13 protein-coding genes are annotated in these 15,635 nt (G+C 57.7%); 5 read left to right on the forward strand and 8 right to left on the reverse strand.

Annotated elements, in window-relative coordinates; genetic code table 11:
* Window positions 1–61 precede the first annotated feature (61 nt).
* Both XI04_RS03945 and XI04_RS03950 read left to right on the forward strand, forming a co-directional pair.
* Window positions 62–799, forward strand: a complete 738-nt coding sequence (locus tag XI04_RS03945; RefSeq protein WP_271596723.1) for a hypothetical protein — start codon at window positions 62–64, stop codon at window positions 797–799.
* Window positions 800–847: 48 nt separating this feature from the next.
* Window positions 848–1,660 (forward strand): hypothetical protein, encoded by an 813-nt coding sequence (locus XI04_RS03950; RefSeq protein WP_271596722.1) that lies wholly within the window; start codon window positions 848–850, stop codon window positions 1,658–1,660.
* A gap of 28 nt (window positions 1,661–1,688) precedes the next feature.
* Here XI04_RS03950 and XI04_RS03955 read toward each other — a convergent pair whose 3' ends face one another.
* Window positions 1,689–2,558 (reverse strand): hypothetical protein, encoded by an 870-nt coding sequence (locus XI04_RS03955; RefSeq protein WP_271596721.1) that lies wholly within the window; start codon window positions 2,556–2,558, stop codon window positions 1,689–1,691.
* A gap of 182 nt (window positions 2,559–2,740) precedes the next feature.
* On the opposite strand from XI04_RS03955, the gene XI04_RS03960 reads away from it, so the two are divergent.
* Window positions 2,741–3,982: a hypothetical protein gene (locus tag XI04_RS03960; protein ID WP_271596720.1), complete on the forward strand. Its 1,242-nt coding sequence runs from the start codon at window positions 2,741–2,743 to the stop codon at window positions 3,980–3,982.
* 395 nt (window positions 3,983–4,377) lie between these two features.
* Here the strand turns inward: XI04_RS03960 and XI04_RS03965 are convergent, their stop codons facing one another.
* Window positions 4,378–4,509, reverse strand: coding sequence for a hypothetical protein (locus XI04_RS03965; RefSeq protein WP_271596719.1), 132 nt, complete (start codon window positions 4,507–4,509; stop codon window positions 4,378–4,380).
* 314 nt (window positions 4,510–4,823) lie between these two features.
* Window positions 4,824–5,390, reverse strand: coding sequence for a hypothetical protein (locus XI04_RS03970; RefSeq protein ID WP_271596718.1), 567 nt, complete (start codon window positions 5,388–5,390; stop codon window positions 4,824–4,826).
* Between the two features lie 312 nt (window positions 5,391–5,702).
* Here XI04_RS03970 and XI04_RS03975 point away from each other — a divergent pair, with 312 nt between their 5' ends.
* Complete coding sequence (locus XI04_RS03975) at window positions 5,703–6,149, forward strand: NYN domain-containing protein (RefSeq protein WP_271596785.1); 447 nt, start codon at window positions 5,703–5,705, stop codon at window positions 6,147–6,149.
* Between the two features lie 69 nt (window positions 6,150–6,218).
* The gene (locus XI04_RS03980; protein WP_271623506.1) at window positions 6,219–6,980 is read left to right on the forward strand and encodes a DUF2971 domain-containing protein; all 762 of its coding nucleotides are present in this window, start codon (window positions 6,219–6,221) and stop codon (window positions 6,978–6,980) included.
* Window positions 6,981–7,013: 33 nt separating this feature from the next.
* Here the strand turns inward: XI04_RS03980 and XI04_RS03985 are convergent, their stop codons facing one another.
* From XI04_RS03985 to XI04_RS04005, 5 genes are all read right to left on the reverse strand, one after another.
* Complete coding sequence (locus tag XI04_RS03985; protein ID WP_271596716.1) at window positions 7,014–7,757, reverse strand: HNH endonuclease; 744 nt, start codon at window positions 7,755–7,757, stop codon at window positions 7,014–7,016.
* A 197-nt stretch (window positions 7,758–7,954) separates the two neighbouring features.
* Window positions 7,955–11,299, reverse strand: coding sequence for a UvrD-helicase domain-containing protein (locus XI04_RS03990; protein WP_271596715.1), 3,345 nt, complete (start codon window positions 11,297–11,299; stop codon window positions 7,955–7,957).
* Window positions 11,296–12,159 (reverse strand): PD-(D/E)XK nuclease family protein, encoded by an 864-nt coding sequence (locus XI04_RS03995; RefSeq protein ID WP_271596714.1) that lies wholly within the window; start codon window positions 12,157–12,159, stop codon window positions 11,296–11,298. Before XI04_RS03995 ends, XI04_RS03990 begins: the two co-directional genes overlap by 4 nt.
* Window positions 12,119–13,948 (reverse strand): hypothetical protein, encoded by a 1,830-nt coding sequence (locus XI04_RS04000; RefSeq protein WP_271596713.1) that lies wholly within the window; start codon window positions 13,946–13,948, stop codon window positions 12,119–12,121. The genes XI04_RS03995 and XI04_RS04000 overlap by 41 nt, the downstream gene beginning before the upstream one ends.
* Before the next feature lie 142 nt (window positions 13,949–14,090).
* Window positions 14,091–15,632: an RNA-directed DNA polymerase gene (locus XI04_RS04005; RefSeq protein ID WP_271596712.1), complete on the reverse strand. Its 1,542-nt coding sequence runs from the start codon at window positions 15,630–15,632 to the stop codon at window positions 14,091–14,093.
* Window positions 15,633–15,635 lie beyond the last annotated feature (3 nt).

Consider the following 15,635-nt stretch of genomic DNA (forward strand, 5'->3'; position numbering starts at 1 on the left):
ATTGGGCCGAATATTGCTGTCTATGGGCCTAATCCACAGCAAGTCTGAACGAGTGATTCGCATGCCGAAGGTTCTTCCGAGCCATATCGTTAGCGCCGTTGATAATATGTTCGGCGTCGGCCGCAGCGAGCTCTATAGCCAGGCCATCACACCCGACCATCGTGGGGAGGTTTATGCCCTGCTCGACATGCTCGACCAGGTGCCGCGCGAGCTGATTGATCTGTCGTCTACCGACTATTTGGAGCTTTCACGCTGCCGGGCGGTGCTTTCGACGGCGTTGAGCCGATGGAACGGCGGTGACGGCCGCCCGGTGCGCGATGTCGGCAGCAAAGATCCGGTCGAGCGCATCCGGCGCCTTATGCGACTGTGCCAAGACGAGCTGCCGCCGGCCGAGCCTCTGTTACCCTTCATCCAAGATGCTGATATCCGCTTAGGTATCGAAGACCGCATTAGGGCATCCTGGATCGATTTCAACGCTCAGGAATGGATGGGGGCAACGGTTCTCGCCGGCGCGGCGTTAGAGGCGTTGCTTCTATGGGGGCTGAAGAACCGCCCTGTCGCGAAGAGCCCTGTCAAACGGCTCGATGAACTTCATCTCGGCGAACTGATCCGCTATGCCGCGGACAACGGAATAATCGGTGAGGGCACCAAGAACCAAGTCGGCCTCGCTAAGGATGCGCGCAACTTGGTTCATCCCGGCAGAGCACTACGATCCGGCGAAGCGTGTAACAAGACCACAGCGCTAACCGCGTTTGCTGCCGTCTACCGTGTGATCGATGAGCTTAAGGCGTCCGCATAATGGGCGGCGATCCGAAGCTTGAATCCGTGCAGTGTCTAGGGAGGCACAATGCAGCCGAATGAAGTAGTCGAAACGCTGGAGCGTCACAGAGGGGACCTCGATGCGATTTTGTCGCGATTCCAAAAGACCCGCGACGGGATTGATATCGGGGACCGTGACGATGCTCGCTTTAGGGGAATTGTTCTCGAACTGAGGGATATTTTCGATGACTTGTTCGTTGAAGGTGCCCGGCACTCACGGCCGTTGCTCGCATACTACCAGGAGAGCATCTCAAATTTCGTCGGAAGCCCGTCCTATCATGGCGTCGAGTGCGTCAGAGATGTCGTTGGGGCAGCAATTTCCCGAGTGGAACGCAACCCGCTCGCGCTGAAGGCAACTGCCGCCGCTGCGCGGGCCGCCGGCAAGAAAGATCCCGATGTTATCTTGCGGCTAGCCGAACGACTCCATGGGGTCATCCGTCAGCTCCGGGAGAGGCGAGAGGAACGACCGACGCTTGAAGTTGAAAATGAGTACGACGTGCAGGACCTGTTACACGCGTTGCTGGTCATCTATTTTGACGACATTCGAAAAGAGGAGTGGTCTCCAAGCTATGCCGGGGGTGCTTCACGCATGGACTTCTTGCTGCCGGAGGTCGAGACGGTGGTCGAAATCAAGATGACCCGGCCCTCTCTGACGACGAAGCAGCTCGGCGAGCAACTGATCGTCGATATCGCGAAGTACAAGCAGCATCCGATGTGCCGCGGTCTCTATTGTGTCGTCTACGACCCGTCAGGACGTATCGCAAATCCCCGCGGTGTTGAGAACGACTTAAGCGGCGACAACGAGAAAATGAACGTTCGCGTGATGATCGTGCCGAGATAAGCCTTGAAGGCTTGTTCGAAGCAGGCGACTAGTCCGCTGTGACCGGCGGGCCTGGCGGCATCTTTCGCTTGTAAGCGCCGCAGTGCTCGACGAACGGGCAGGTCGGGTTCTCAGGCTTCTCGAACCATTGGTAAGCGAAGCATCGACCGCTATTGAAGTCGAGGGGTTCCGTTGGATCGAGGTATCTCATCAAAATGCGTCCCTCGACGAAGCCGCAGACCTGCTGCACGAGGGCAGATTTCAAAGTCGAATTGAGCAAGTGGAAGATAGCGCGCGTAAAGGCGTTGATTTTCTCGATCGCTTCATCGATCCAGGCAAAGACGTCATTGATAATGAATGCGCTTCCGTTCTGTCGCATGCCCATATGCATGTAGCTGACGGAGCCCGTGTTATGATCCAGCGAACATCCGCCGGTCGCGAGGTGGGTCAACTCATCGCGCCAATAGAGGAGGCCATTGTACCAATGAGCCGAACGGATTGCGTCCTTTAACTCTTCAGGAAAACCGCCGGTCACTTTGTCTATGTTCTGAAACAGCTTCCTTGTGGAGCCCGGAAATGACCGAGAGCCCCTGCTGTAAATGGCATGCAGTACCTTTACGGTGCAGTCGACCGAGGAATAGAGCTCAAGGACAGCCGCTTCGATAACAGTTGACAGTTCGCGAGAGTTTACAGCTGGCGTAAATCCATTCTTGTTGAGTTGGTCTCGGTCGATATCAAGGCCGGGTCTCAATTTGACGGCTAGGGCCCGCAGTGTGATCGCCTTTTCGAGATGTGTACCGACGCCGCTCACGGCACGTCGGTTACGGTCGGAAAACTTGTAGGTCTCTCCGTAAAAGTTGGCAAAGCGGTCGACCTCGCCCCAGAGTTCAGGCGCAAAAACGCGGACGGTCGGTAGCATTTGCTGTGTCATGCTCGACAAAGGCTTACCACAAAAGGCGCGGCTTGTGTACGGGCGTGGCTGCAGGCGGTCCAGCGGACTATTATCCGACGCCGCCGCGCACTGGTCTGTTGCACTCCAATAGGCTCGGCTATTCTGGAACTATGTCTGACACTCTATATTTGCAAGCCATCGAGCTGCTCTTGTCCGCCATGTACCGTACGCGAGGAGACGACGGGCTAGAAAACCGGTTCTTGGTCGGCCCGCCGGGAACGCCGCTTTGGCAGAAGCGCATCAGCACATTTGTGTTCTTTAGACGCCGGTTGCTGGTTCGCGCGGCGCTCTACGTAAGAAAGGTCGGGCCGCCGTATCTCAGATCGACGGCCATGAATGATATTCAAAGCCAACTCAGATCCTTCGCAATTGCGCACTACGGGCTCTTCGCTAGTGAAACATTCCTCAGGCGATTCGAGGAGTCTTACAATGAGCGCATTGGGCAGGACGTAAAGATCAGGCTGGCCGACTTGCTCGCCGCATCAGAACTATTCAATCCCAAGAGTTGCCTTGCGCTTTATCCGCTGGTGCCCGTTGTCGTCGAGACTGATTTTCGTTCGTCGCCGTTCTTTCTCCTTCAGCCGGGCTCAGTCAGCGAAATTGACACGGACATAAAGGTACCGGCGTTCTCGCCCGAGGTATTTCCTCCCGTAGCCAATTGGGACGCAAGGACCGAAAAGGCGTCATCTTGGCTCGGCATACGGTCGCCCATCATTCAGGCGTCTAACAAGATCAAAGCAGCGGTCTTGGGCGCCTTAGCGCTCACGCCTCATCCTCGATGTCGGCATCAATTTTCGATGCGAAGTATGTTCGGTGGACTTTGTTCCTTCGATGCCATGGGGCGCATTAATCTCACGTTTGGCGAGGCGCATACCCCCGCGATGGCCGAGGATATAGTTATCCGACAAGCTGATCACGACTGGCTCGCTATGCTGGCACTCAAACTAGGCCAGACAGATGATCCCACACGCAGACAAATTAGGGCTCTTGAATATTATTATCGGGCATGGCCGCTCGATCCGCACGAGCGCTTCCCTTGGCTCTTCATGACCCTTGATGCCATTTTCGGCGATTCGGGCCGCGCCACTCAGGCTATAATTGACGCGGTCAAACCGGATGGCGGAGCCGGATTCGAGTATAAGAGATTGAGGCTTCTCCTTAGGCTCCGCGCATCGGTGATCCATGGGGGCGCGCCCGACGTCTACGACTCCGACAAATATCACGAATACTACGAGCAGTACGGTGACGACCCGCTCGATGATCTTGAGGTGATTACCGCGAAGTGCCTTCGAGCCCACATATTCGAAGGGGTGTTGGTCGAGCACCCCGATCCTCATGCTGATCTCATTCGAGCGTACCAGGATGGCACCTTGGGTAGGCACTCGTCCTGAGCGCAGGTCCTTCGACGACATTCAGTGGAATCAAGTGGGCGGGTTGGTACCGCGGCGGATTTCCGTTTCACATACGGGAAAGAAGTCGGCACCGGCCGCACCGCCTTTGCCTATGAGAAGCTTGTCCGGTTGAAGCATCTCTACGGCGTCTCGATGTGGGCGCTGCTGTATCGCCTTAAGGACGTCGGGATTATCTCAGAGGCCAACCTGAAAAACCTGTTCCGGACGCCGGCACGGGCGTGGCTCAGGGTTCCACAGCCGCAGTCTCCTGGCCAGCGTGAAGCTTGCTCAATGCCTGGAGGCGTGGCTCAACGACCCCTTAGTACGGCTGCCGGTGGGGCAGCTCAATACCCGACTGCGACTTCTGACAAAGAAGTAACCCAAAAGCGCTGACGTCAGCGGCGAAGCAAAGTGAGATAGAGAATGAAGGCCAGCACGACCACGGCAAGCGAATAGACGGCCGTCTCACCGTTGGCAGAGGCCGAAAAGCCAAAGAGATGAATCTGGAGGCTTTGCGCCGAGGGCATAGGATATCTCCTTGCCGGGCGCACGAGATCGCCCGGCGGTTTTACACGCCTAGGGCGATCTCTGGTTACGCAGTCATCCTACCACTGCGATGGGCGATTAGTCCGCCCCGTCAGAAATCGTATGAAACTCCAATTAGCCCGTCGTTCGGGCTCCGTTTGCGAACCGCTCGAACTCGCATTGGCGAAGGCCTACGGAAAGACCTCTCCCCTCCCTGGGGAAGCCCTGTGCTGCGGGTAGTACGCAGTAGCGAGAGCTGTCCATTAAGTGCGGAAGCGGGAAGCGATTCGCAAGAGGATTGAATGCAGTGACGTGGTCACAAAAAGGCTTTGAAGAATGCCAGTGCGGCAGTGACGAGAGCGCCCAGGGCAACCAGCGGCCCTTTATCGTGTTCAGCAACGCGCCTAGCAACGAACTCGAAGGCAGACAGCGGAAGCAGCAACGCTGCGACGACCAGCACCGCAGTTGACAGGAAAAATTGCTTCATTGCTATAATCACGCCGGTCAGCGACACGCCGGCAATAGCGCCGTGGAGCGCGATGATTTCAGCGCCTCTCCAATCCAAGGTCCTGTCCCACGCGAAAAGCAGTCCGCCCAAGAAGGCCGCGCCGCTCGGGATTAGAAACCACACAAAGACCGCCACCCAGAGCGGCGCTGTGAAGAGCATTACAACGGTCACCAGAGCAGTAATGAGCGGCGTGTCTTCGCGCATGAGCTTGCCGGCGCCCCTGGAGACCAGGGCTTGCCGGCAATGGTCCACCGCAGACCAGGCGCGGATATTCCACAGCGCGAGGGCGCGTTGTTGAGCGTCGGAAAGCAGAATGCTGAGGATCGTCAAACAGAACGCCATCGCGCTCAGCAGCATCAGACTCTTGTTCAGCATCTGACTGGCCTCCTGACCAACGCCACTTTAAAACGAATCGGCTCCAGCTAGCGGTGCACAGCCGACTCCGACGGGCGGTTCAAGAGGGCCGAATAAGCCCTATATATCAGCTGGTTGGAATAGAGCGGTCGGAACCGTCAGTTCACTTTCAAGTTGACAAATCGGGCTTTTCGCCCTATATAGAGACCATTCTCTCCCACTTCGGTATATCCAGGTGGACAGGTCGGTTCCTAAAGGTTCCGGCCTTTTTCATTTTGTGCTACCGTTTCGTGTAATGCGCAAAGTGATGACGGGTTCAACCTCTACCACGCCATCGACGAACTCGGAAAACCCCACCTCAAATGGCTCGACCTTTACGCCCTTGCCAAGAGCATCTGCGGTGAGGGCGAGACGCTGGTCGGGGTGAAATATTTCACCGCCTATGCGACCTGGAAGCAGGGGGCCGTGGGGAGGCACCGAGCTTATGTCGCCGCGCTCAAGCATGCGGGTGTCGACCCGATCATCGGTCACTTCAAGGAAAAGCACCGCCGCTGCAGCAGCTGCGGGGCGACCTGGATCGGCCACGAGGAAAAGGAAACCGACGTCGCGATCGCGGTGACCCTGGTGGCAGACGCCTTTACCGATGCCTACGACCGGGCGCTGATCATCAGTGCGGACTCGGATCTTGGTCCGGCCATCGCCACAGTCGCCGACCACTTCCGAAGAAGAGCCTCAACGTCATTGCTCCTCCTGGCCGCCGCGGCCATGCACGCGATCTGAAGCCGCTTTTTGAGATCACGCCTGGCCGGCTCGCGAAATGTCTGTTGCCGCAGACCGCCAACGGTCAGGATGGCCAGCCGCTTTTTACGCGACCAACCTCTTACGATCCGCCGAAACCGTGATACTCCGCAACGAGTGGTGGGTGAACTGATGGCCATAGGCGGTAACCGAGCCAAGGTTCGCGTTTATCACTTTGCAAATCGGGAATTCGGGCTGGATGATATCCGAAGGCGGCGGCTCAAGATTGCGACCATTGCCGACGTCAACGACCCCTTCGAACTTCTACCTTCCTCAACTGACAAGCTTGTTCGCCAGCGCTTCCGTATCTGGCGAGAACAGTTTGACAAGGCGTTCGGTATGCTCTGTTTCAGCCGGAGCTGGCGAAACCCTGTCCAATGGAGCCACTACGCGGCAAAGCACACCGGCTTGTGTTTCGGCTTCGACATCCCTTCAAATCTTCTGACGAAGGTTCGCTACTCGGCCGATCGCCTAACTCCGAGCGTCGAGGTGCTGGAAGGTGGCGGGCCGAGCGCACAGAAGGAGATGCTGAAGCTGCTTTCAACCAAGTACGAGCATTGGCGGTATGAGAATGAGCTGCGTCTCTTCACCCGGTTGAACGACAAGGACCCTTCCAACGGGTTATACTTCGCTGACTTTTCCTCACGCATGACGCTTAAAGAGGTCATTGTCGGGCCACTGTCCGCTGTGACCCAGGAAGAGTTAAAGGCTGCCCTGGGCGATCTTGAGCCCCGGGTGGACGTCTATAAGGCTCGACTAGCCTTCAGAACCTACACGGTCACGCGCCAGCTCAACCCGACCCTTTGGGAATAGATCGTTGTTCTTTTTGGCCCGGCCGCCGTCGGGCTAAGCCGTCGCCACAGAATCGGAGTCTCTGCCGTCATCGAGCATCTGCAGAACCCTGTGTGAAGCGGTCAGTCCGCCGACCACCCGCATCGCCGCTTCCGGCTCGTGAGGATCGCCGCTGGTGCGAAGACCGCCGAATAGCTGATATTCCCAGATCGACATTTCCGGAAAATCAGCACCTTGCGCGCCCTCATACACGAGAGCGCCAGCGCCAATATCGCCTTTGATGCGGGCGCGGGCATTGCCGGCGAGCAGCTTGCGGTGAATCTCCTCGCCTTGCCGGTTCAAGAGCCCCGCCCAGACGCCATGCTTCTGCCGGTCGAGCGTCACCCCGAAATGGTGATAGAGCAGCCCTTGGGTGATGAATTTGAACAGCTCGCCGACCCGGTTACCGTCGAAGGGCAGGGTCATCGCCGGCACGAAGATGCCGTTCTGAAGCGTCAGCTCCTGCCGGTGTCCGGCGGTAAGCTGGTTCTTGAGCTTCGCATTTCTGTTCAGGCGCGGCTCGACCATCTGAGACAGCACCGTGAGCGCGTCCTGATGGTTGCTGGCGAACGGCAGCACGGACGTCAAATAGTGCTCGTGGCCGCTCTTGACGTTATTGCATGCTCTGCAGGCCGGGACCTTGGGCAAGTTCGCCCGACGATTGACTGGCAGAAATTCCCGCGCGAAGACATGATCCATCGTCTCGGCAGGCGAGATGCCGCAGTAGACACAGATTTTGCCGACGTGCCGCTTGCTCATGACCGCCGTATACCAGGCATCTCAGCTGCGCCGATCGGCAAAAGAGCGGCCGAGTTGATCGGCTGGAGGTCGAGGCGGGGATAATTCGGGACCCGACCGCATTGGCGCAAAGATCGCAAGCGCGGGGCAGACGGTGGCTTGCCTTCGCACACATTCCACTCCCTTTATATGTTGCCGCCAGTCGCGCCTGATAGTGATCATGACGGCCTCCCTTCGTGAACTGCTTCGACCTGCTCGGGGCTGGGAGCCGACAAAGAGGTAGGATTTTCGACCCATGATATCTCGCCTAGACTCAGGAATACGAGTAATCCGCGCTTGGCTCCAGTCGCCTCCAGATAATCCTGGAGCTGCGCGGCGTAGCGATGGCGGATTGCCGAACTTGGGTTGACATCCGACTTCCAATCAACCGCTATCTCCACGCTGTCCTCTCTGGTCGCGAGCGCGTCCGCTCGGCCTGCGACGAGGACACCTTCACGTGAAGCCCAAATCGCGACTTCAGGCACAAGGAAGGGCCGCAACTCCGCGATTTCCGGCAGGGCTAGAGCCCGCAACGCGCATCTCGCCATCTCTGCCGGATCGGGACGGGTCTCCTTCTCGTCCGCGTCCGTTAGCAACTGCACGAGCAACTCTTCGGCCCGGAAAGCCACCAGTCTCTCCTGAACCTCTAGCTCGCCTGTCAGGAACTCCTCCATCAATTTGTGAAGGACAATTCCACGTAGTGCTCCGCCGCCAACCACTTCCATTTGTTCGGCAAGCGAATCGGCCACGACGACGGTGTCGACGGGATCAGCCAGGCGGTCTTGATCGTGATCGCTCGGACGGCGCCAGACAACGGGCGGTGCTCCCTCGTTCACCTTTATCTGCTCTGCCGTGAAAGTGTCGGCGGATTGGTTGTTCTCGTGCGCTGCCGCTTGGCGGACGTCCGATGCGGGGAAGCCCGAAACGTCCAGCTCTGGGATCTCTCCTTGCTGAAGATCAATCGAGCTGAACCATGAGCTTTTCGCAGCCTGAGGGATATGCGGAAGGATAAGGAGATCCCGCGCTCGCGTGCACGCGACGTACCAGATTCTCTCGCGTTGGTTGGCGTCTTCCTGACTTTCCTCCGCGCGCGCCGCGGCCAAATCCGGTGGCGCGACTCCTCCGATCATCCAGTGCAGAGTGTTATCGGACTGCCGATGTACAAACTGATCCGGGCGATAAAGTTCAGTCGTTGAATTGATCGGTATGACGACTGGCCATTCTAGGCCCTTCGCTTTGTGTATGGTGACAACCTCAATCGCGTGCTCAGCAGCATCGATACGCCCCTCTGGCGCCCGTACTTTGCGTTCCCAATCCGCCTGCAAGTCTCGAACGAACGCGCGTAACCCTGCAACTCCATAGCCACGCGCGCGCTCAATGAGTGCGTCCAGATTGGCGAGCGCCCGTGCGTTGCGGTTGCGGTGGCGGGCCGCCATAATCACGCGTGCGTTCAGACGTTCAATCGCCTCAGCCAGGATAAGGCTTGGCGTCGAGATCGCTGCGCGCCGCCGTAGATCTTGCAAACTGACGAGAATTGCTTTCGCGACGGGATGTTGGACCGCCGAAGGATCGGTCCGTACGCTTAAGAAGTTCGGGCGCCCGTTTATCTCCGGCAGTCCGGCGGTGATGTCCAAAAGTTCTTGGTCGGTCAGACCGACCAACGGTCCGCGCGTGAGCGCACCGAAAGCTAGAGTGTCGGAGGAATCGGCCAGCACACGAAGGAGCGCGAGGATATCCTGAGTCTCCTGTCGTCGCATGAGCGACTGACCCGCTTGCGACGATACGGCAAGGTTGCGCTGCTCCAGCGCGCGTTCGTAGCGCCAGAGCTCGGTGTGCCCTGGCGATAAAAGTGCAATGTCCCCGGGCTGAAGGGACGAAAGGGAGCCGTCCGCGCGCCGGATCATCATCTTGCCAATTAAGCGAGCACAGATGTCCGCGACCTTTTCGGCTTCGGCCTCACGGAACATCTCCGCGTAGATACGTCCTTCGGTCGCCACTTGGATCGTGAAGCGGGTCACGCACGGAATGGGATACGAACCGTCAGGGATCGTCGACGCAAGCGCGACATATCTGGGCTGCCCGGTCTTGCCGAAGACCGTTTCAAAACACGAATTGACGTGTCGAATGATCGCCTTCTGAGATCTAAAATTCGCCGTTACTTCGATGACGGCCCCACTCTGCTGTGCGCCAACAAGTCGGCGGCAGAGTTCATAAATCTCGATATCCGCGCCTCGGAACCGGTAGATAGCCTGCTTTGGATCCCCGACCAGGAACAGAGAACCGGGCCGCAACCGACTGTCTTCCCAGCGATCCACACGATCGTCAGTCGCGGCGATGGAGAAGAGGATTTCGCTCTGAACACGGTCGGTGTCCTGAAATTCGTCGACCAGAATGTGCTTGTAACGTCGTCCGATCGCTTGGCGGACTTCTTCGTGGTTGCGAACCAGGGACCGCACATGCAGGAGGAGGTCGTCGAAGTCGAGCACCGCCGCCGCCCGCTTTCGTACCTCGTAGCTTTCGAGCAGCAGATCGAGCGACGCCGACAAAATGCAGACGAGCGAACCTGCGATGTGTCCGATCAGCTCGTTCCAAGCGTCAACGACTATCTGATAGCGCTGGATAGCAGCCTCGCTGCCCGACTCACCGGGATGCGCGCCAAAGATCTCCGCTGCTTCACTATAAGTCTTGAGCTGAAGTCCCTTAGCGAACAGTCGACATGGACCAGCATCGCAAAATCGCCATAAGGTCGCGAAATCGGGTGCGCTATCGAAAGCGTGCTCATATCGCGCCGAGAGCCGACGCAGCTCATGGGCAATTCCCCGGACGCCGTTGTCGTTGTCGATATTTGTTTGCCACCTATAAAAATCATCGACTGCCTGGGAAAACACGATGTCGGGTCGGGCATCTTGTGGCGGGGGAATTGGAGCCGCTTCCGGATGTTCGCGCCGGAGCATAGCAAGTTCACGAATGAGATCGACGACCTTCAGTGGAATCTCCTCCGCGAGCACGACAATCGGGTCGTCCTCAATCGCGCCGCCCTCGGCGAGTCTGCGGGAAAACCACGCAGAAAGCTCGCCGCGAAACAGCGCTTCCGCGATCGTTTCATCGACTATGCGCGCGCCCGGATCGAGGCCGGCCTGTACTGCGTGGCTATGAATGACGGCCTGGCAAAAGCCGTGGATTGTCGTGGCGGTTAATTCGTCAAGCCTCGGTGCCGCCGCAGAGAGTGCCGCTTGCTGCGCGGCTGTGAGGCCCGAAGGGAGTACGGGCTTAATGAAATCGGGTATGTTGCCTGCAAGGAGCGCTTCCACCGTCTCCCGGATACGGCGCGCGAGCTGGCCGGCCGCGAGGTCAGTAAAGGTGATGGCGGCAATATCCCCGGGTGGGAAACCAGCTGCCAACATTATCGCGACGCGCCCGGCCATGAGCGAGGTTTTTCCCGTCCCGGCGGCGGCCTCGACCAGAAGAACCGACGTGAAGTCAGTCATCGCGCGAATACGACCATCCTGATCGACCAGCGTCATTTGGACGAATTCCACAGCTTGCCAAGTCTCTGGTTGGCGGCGCGAAAGTCGCCCCCTTTACGCCGGAGGTAGCTCTCACGATCTGCAGGAAGAGCGAGGCGCATATCATCGTAGTGCGCGTCCTGCTCCCACCGCGGCGCGATGCGTCCACTGCGCAGGATCTCCACCCCTGCCACCAAGAAAGTGGTGGCCTCGACAATCGCATTGTCCAGTTCGTCACCTCTCAATTCGAATTTGGCGGGTTCATCAGCGAGGTAGATCAACCTCGCTACAATCGTTCTGACCTCCGGAAGAAGTGTGCGGACCGCCATGGCGTAGAGCACGCGCTGAAGCTCACGTCCCTGTCCGAGCACGATACGCTGACTTTTCGGAGGCGGCTTGGTGCTCTTGTAATCAGTGATCTGCGCGCCGTCGCCCGAAGCGCGTATATCGAGACGATCGATCCGACCGCCATAGACGAGTCCCGCTTGCGCAATCGGAACCTTGATTGTCTCATTCCAGGGGAGTTCGCTACGTGTTGATGCTTCCTGGCCGAACGGCACCTCGCTCCAGGTTCGGGTGTCGGTCCTAGTCGGATCATCAGACGCAAGCCCCTTGGCCGTGCGCCGGGCTGCTTCCTTCACGGTATGCTGCCAAAGTATAGGCGGCGGTACGGAGCGCTGTAGCGGCCAAGAAGCCATAATCCTGGATGAGGCCGCGGCGATAGCTGCGTCGATCTCATCCGGGTTTGCGCGAGCGAACCCTGGACTCGGTTCAAGCCTCGTGATCGCGCCGCTGATGAGTTCGTGCACGAGTTCACCAAAAGCCATTGGATCCAGCTCAAGGGGTTCTGGCTCCATCCGTATGGAGTGCCAACCCAACGCGTAGCGCCAGACGAAGCCGAGCGGATCGCGCAGAAGGCGCTGCAGCGATGTCGTTGAATTGAGTGCGGCCGAGTGCGGCCAGAACCGCAGGATGGTCGGCCGCGATCAGGCCGTCGTGGCGCGTTAGTGTTGATTCCCGCAGCCAATTCCGCCAGCAAAGCTGGCTTTGGCGAACATGCTCGAGCTGCCCTGCTTCACGAGGCCGGGCCAACAGACGGTCAGCTTCACTGAATGCGTGCGCAGGAATTCGGTCCCGCTTATGGATGACCTCGTCCTCAGGCCAAAGCGAACTCGGGGAAAGGATGCTGCCCTTCGCGTTGCGCTCTGGCCGTGACAGAACCAAGACCTCGCGCGCTGCACCGCGGATCACATCAAAATGCAAACGGTCGCGGTCTGCCGTCGTGAGTCCATGCAATGTCCGCCGGTCGAGAAGATGGTCGGGGATCAGAGGGTCATCACTCTCTAAGCGAGGCCACGATCGATTAGTCAGGCCGAGCAAACGGACAAAGGGTCGCGGGCTCGCAGCCAAGTGCGACGCAGGACACCAAACAATACTGTTCGCCGGATCTCGTCCATCACGTACCCGCAATGCCTGCAGCGAGAGCGCGATTGCGTGGAGCGGCGCGCTCCGTGATGCTTCCTCCCACATGGCCAAGCTGGCGCCGCTGAGTAGCAGCCGGCCTGCCTCTCGGCCCATGTTGGGCCCACGTGCGAGGAGGTCGAGAACCGGGAGGAGGATCGTCTCAGCAAAAATGCCAGCCGTACGATGCGATCGGCCGACGATAAGTGCCTCCCGCCATTGGTCCAGGGTCTTCAGGCCGGCACTCCGAGGTATCGACGAGAACCAATCTTCTGGAAGGGTGCTCATGAAGGGGCGCGCCGGCAGGCGGCGGAAAAGTCGCCAAACGCGTTCTTGGCTCAGGCCGTTCGTCAAGATGTCCGCTAAGGCAGCACAGGCCTGTCCTTCAGGCGTGCTGAGTGCTGGAACGCCGTGCGAGAAATGGAGCGGAAGTCCAGCGTTGTTTGCGTAGGCAAGAAAGTGGTCGTCCCAGTCCGGTGTCGACGTCGCCGCTATCGCGACCTCCTCAGCCTTTGCTTGGCCCGAAGACAGGAGCTGACGCACCCATCGTAGTGCCTCCACGACCTCGGACTTTGGATCGGCGCTCGCCTCAGCCGAAAAGTTGGTCGGAGTAACCTCTGCCCGTGGGCGAAGCGTGCCCTTAAACCATGCATTCTCGGTTCGGACGGGCGTATCCCAGGAAAGTTCGGTGAAGCCGGCGATTTCATTTAGCAAGGGACGCCACACAGCGTCGATCTCCACGACCCCGTCGAGTGTGACAGGCCCAAGCAAGGTCTTCGACCGCGCTGCCCGCGACATCGCAGCGTCACGCAGATCGCGAGGCAGTCTCCTGGAGGCAGGAAGAAGCTTCCTTACGCGTGTCTCGAGCAGATGTAGATCTGCGAAGCGACCGACATGCTGGGGGAGGGATGAAAGGTCGATATCCGCACGCCATACTGCATCGAGCGACTGAAGCACAGCTCGAGGCATGCCCGGCAGGCTCGAAACGTTGCCGAGATCCTGGAAACCGCCAGCGGCCAACGCCGCTTGAATAGCAGGATAGAGAAAGTCTGTAGTGACGGGAGCTATAAACCCGCCAGCAAGACGGGCAGCGACAAGCGGAAGGGTGAGAATTTCACGTCCAATATTTCCGCTACGTGCGGCCGCCAAACGTTGCGTGCGGATAGCCAACGGCCCATGTACGACGAGGGTGGAGCGCACAATCATCAAACAAGATCCTGTAGCGGTTCATTGACCAAACTCGCTTCGACGACTGCTGGATTGTCAATCGGCATCGCTGCTGTGGCAGCAACTATCTGTGCAGTGTGGAGAAGCCGTTGGCAGGCACGCAAGTAAGAAGTGTAGATATCTAGCCGCCTCGTTTGGCCCATTTGGCGACGATTGCATCGAACGGGCGAGAAAACGTCCATCTATTGATGAAATATTTGCGTTCGTCAGCAGGGAACAGCTGCGTGCAATAAAGGTACGCGCGCTTTTGCCAGGCATCCATCCCCTCAAAATCTTCCTTGAACTCCCGGAGCCAATCGGTCGCATTGCTCGTTTTCGCGGCAAGCAATATTTCGCGCTTCGCAAAAGGGTCGCTTCCGGCGTACCGCTTTGCCAACTCCGAGAAATGGTTAATTGAGGAATTTCGTGAGAAAAGACTCAAAATCGACAATCGAAAGTATTCACTTTCGGCGATCGACTCCGTTTCCAAAAGTTCGATGAACTTCGCGCCGATACCTAGCCAGTCATTTTGAGAAATGTTTTGCACGGATGCTAGGTAAGAACAAATGCTGGCGAAACAGGGCGTCAAGCGCTCAATGTTGTCGAGAGACACCCTAATTGCGCCGGGGTGGCCAATTTGCGCCAAGCGTCGATAGAACCAACGAAGACGAATGAAGTCAGTCTCGGCCGTTGCGATATAATCTTCAATCACGCTTTTCAGCATTCCCTCCGAGAATGCGGTCCAATCCTCCGGTCGTATCTCATCGTAAGAGACTGTGCGATACGGATCTCCGCCTGAGTACCGTCGAACGATATGCAGGATCTGTGCTTCCTCGCTATTGATCGGCCGATCTTCGATCATTCCTGCGCAATATCTGGAAAAGTCGCTAGAATGAAAAAATCTGGTTTTGTGCTTCTGTAAAGTCAGGCGTTGCTGCTTGTCTAAAATGGTTGCGAGGCGTCCAAGCGATCGCTTGCTATCACTAAGGTTGTCGTCAAATATGATGATGTCGTCCGCGTATCTAATGAAGTTCATGCCGACGCTGCTCATGCTGTTGTCTACCGGAATTAGTGATGCTTCCGCGAGCAAATGAGCCGCATGAGGTCCAATGGGCACGCCTCGAGACACGCCAGCTGTAGTGGATTCCATCAAGGTGATGATCCACTTCGTTACTTGGTTAGGAAAACCAGACGCGATTAGCTGATTTTCTAATGTGTGATGATAGATCTGATTATAGAAGTCTGAAATATCGCAGTAGAGTATGCTGCCAGACTCGAGGCCGCGTTCCGCAGCAGTATTCCAGAATTCGTTCCAGGATGAGTGGCGGTCGTACAGGCCGTGTTGCTCTGTCGGATGGAAGCGATAGCTGAATATCTTGGACGGAGGTCCGCGCCGGTTCTCGATGCCTTCGCCATACTGGTGAAGCACAGAACTTAAGATGATGTTGTCTTGTGGGTCTAGTTGTGTGGCCTGCCTGTATGACACCTCGTCTTTTGGAACGATGAAGCGACGATGCGCGCCAGGTGTAAATTCCGTCAGAGGCTTACCTTCAATCAGATTAACGAAATCGTCCGCTAGGTCTGAAATGGCTTCGATTTCGGTTACCCGTGGAAATAGATCTCCGTCGGAATGCGCGGTGACATTGGCGATCGCCCACTTGATTGAATCTCTCGATAGAGACATGTC

It is taken from the genome of Bradyrhizobium sp. CCBAU 11430 (genome assembly GCF_028128855.1).
GTDB classification, from domain to species: Bacteria; Pseudomonadota; Alphaproteobacteria; order Rhizobiales; family Xanthobacteraceae; genus Bradyrhizobium; species Bradyrhizobium ottawaense.

Excerpts from the sequence above, each read along its gene's own strand:
- XI04_RS03965 (WP_271596719.1), bottom strand. The coding sequence starts at position 4,509 with ATGCCCTCGGCGCAAAGCCTCCAGATTCATCTCTTTGGCTTTTCGGCC.
- XI04_RS04005 (WP_271596712.1), bottom strand. The coding sequence starts at position 15,632 with ATGTCTCTATCGAGAGATTCAATCAAGTGGGCGATCGCCAATGTCACC.
- XI04_RS04000 (WP_271596713.1), bottom strand. The coding sequence starts at position 13,948 with ATGATTGTGCGCTCCACCCTCGTCGTACATGGGCCGTTGGCTATCCGC.
- XI04_RS03945 (WP_271596723.1), top strand. The coding sequence starts at position 62 with ATGCCGAAGGTTCTTCCGAGCCATATCGTTAGCGCCGTTGATAATATG.
- XI04_RS03955 (WP_271596721.1), bottom strand. The coding sequence starts at position 2,558 with ATGCTACCGACCGTCCGCGTTTTTGCGCCTGAACTCTGGGGCGAGGTC.
- XI04_RS03990 (WP_271596715.1), bottom strand. The coding sequence starts at position 11,299 with ATGACGCTGGTCGATCAGGATGGTCGTATTCGCGCGATGACTGACTTC.
- XI04_RS03950 (WP_271596722.1), top strand. The coding sequence starts at position 848 with ATGCAGCCGAATGAAGTAGTCGAAACGCTGGAGCGTCACAGAGGGGAC.
- XI04_RS03985 (WP_271596716.1), bottom strand. The coding sequence starts at position 7,757 with ATGAGCAAGCGGCACGTCGGCAAAATCTGTGTCTACTGCGGCATCTCG.
- XI04_RS03970 (WP_271596718.1), bottom strand. The coding sequence starts at position 5,390 with ATGCTGAACAAGAGTCTGATGCTGCTGAGCGCGATGGCGTTCTGTTTG.
- XI04_RS03980 (WP_271623506.1), top strand. The coding sequence starts at position 6,219 with ATGGCCAGCCGCTTTTTACGCGACCAACCTCTTACGATCCGCCGAAAC.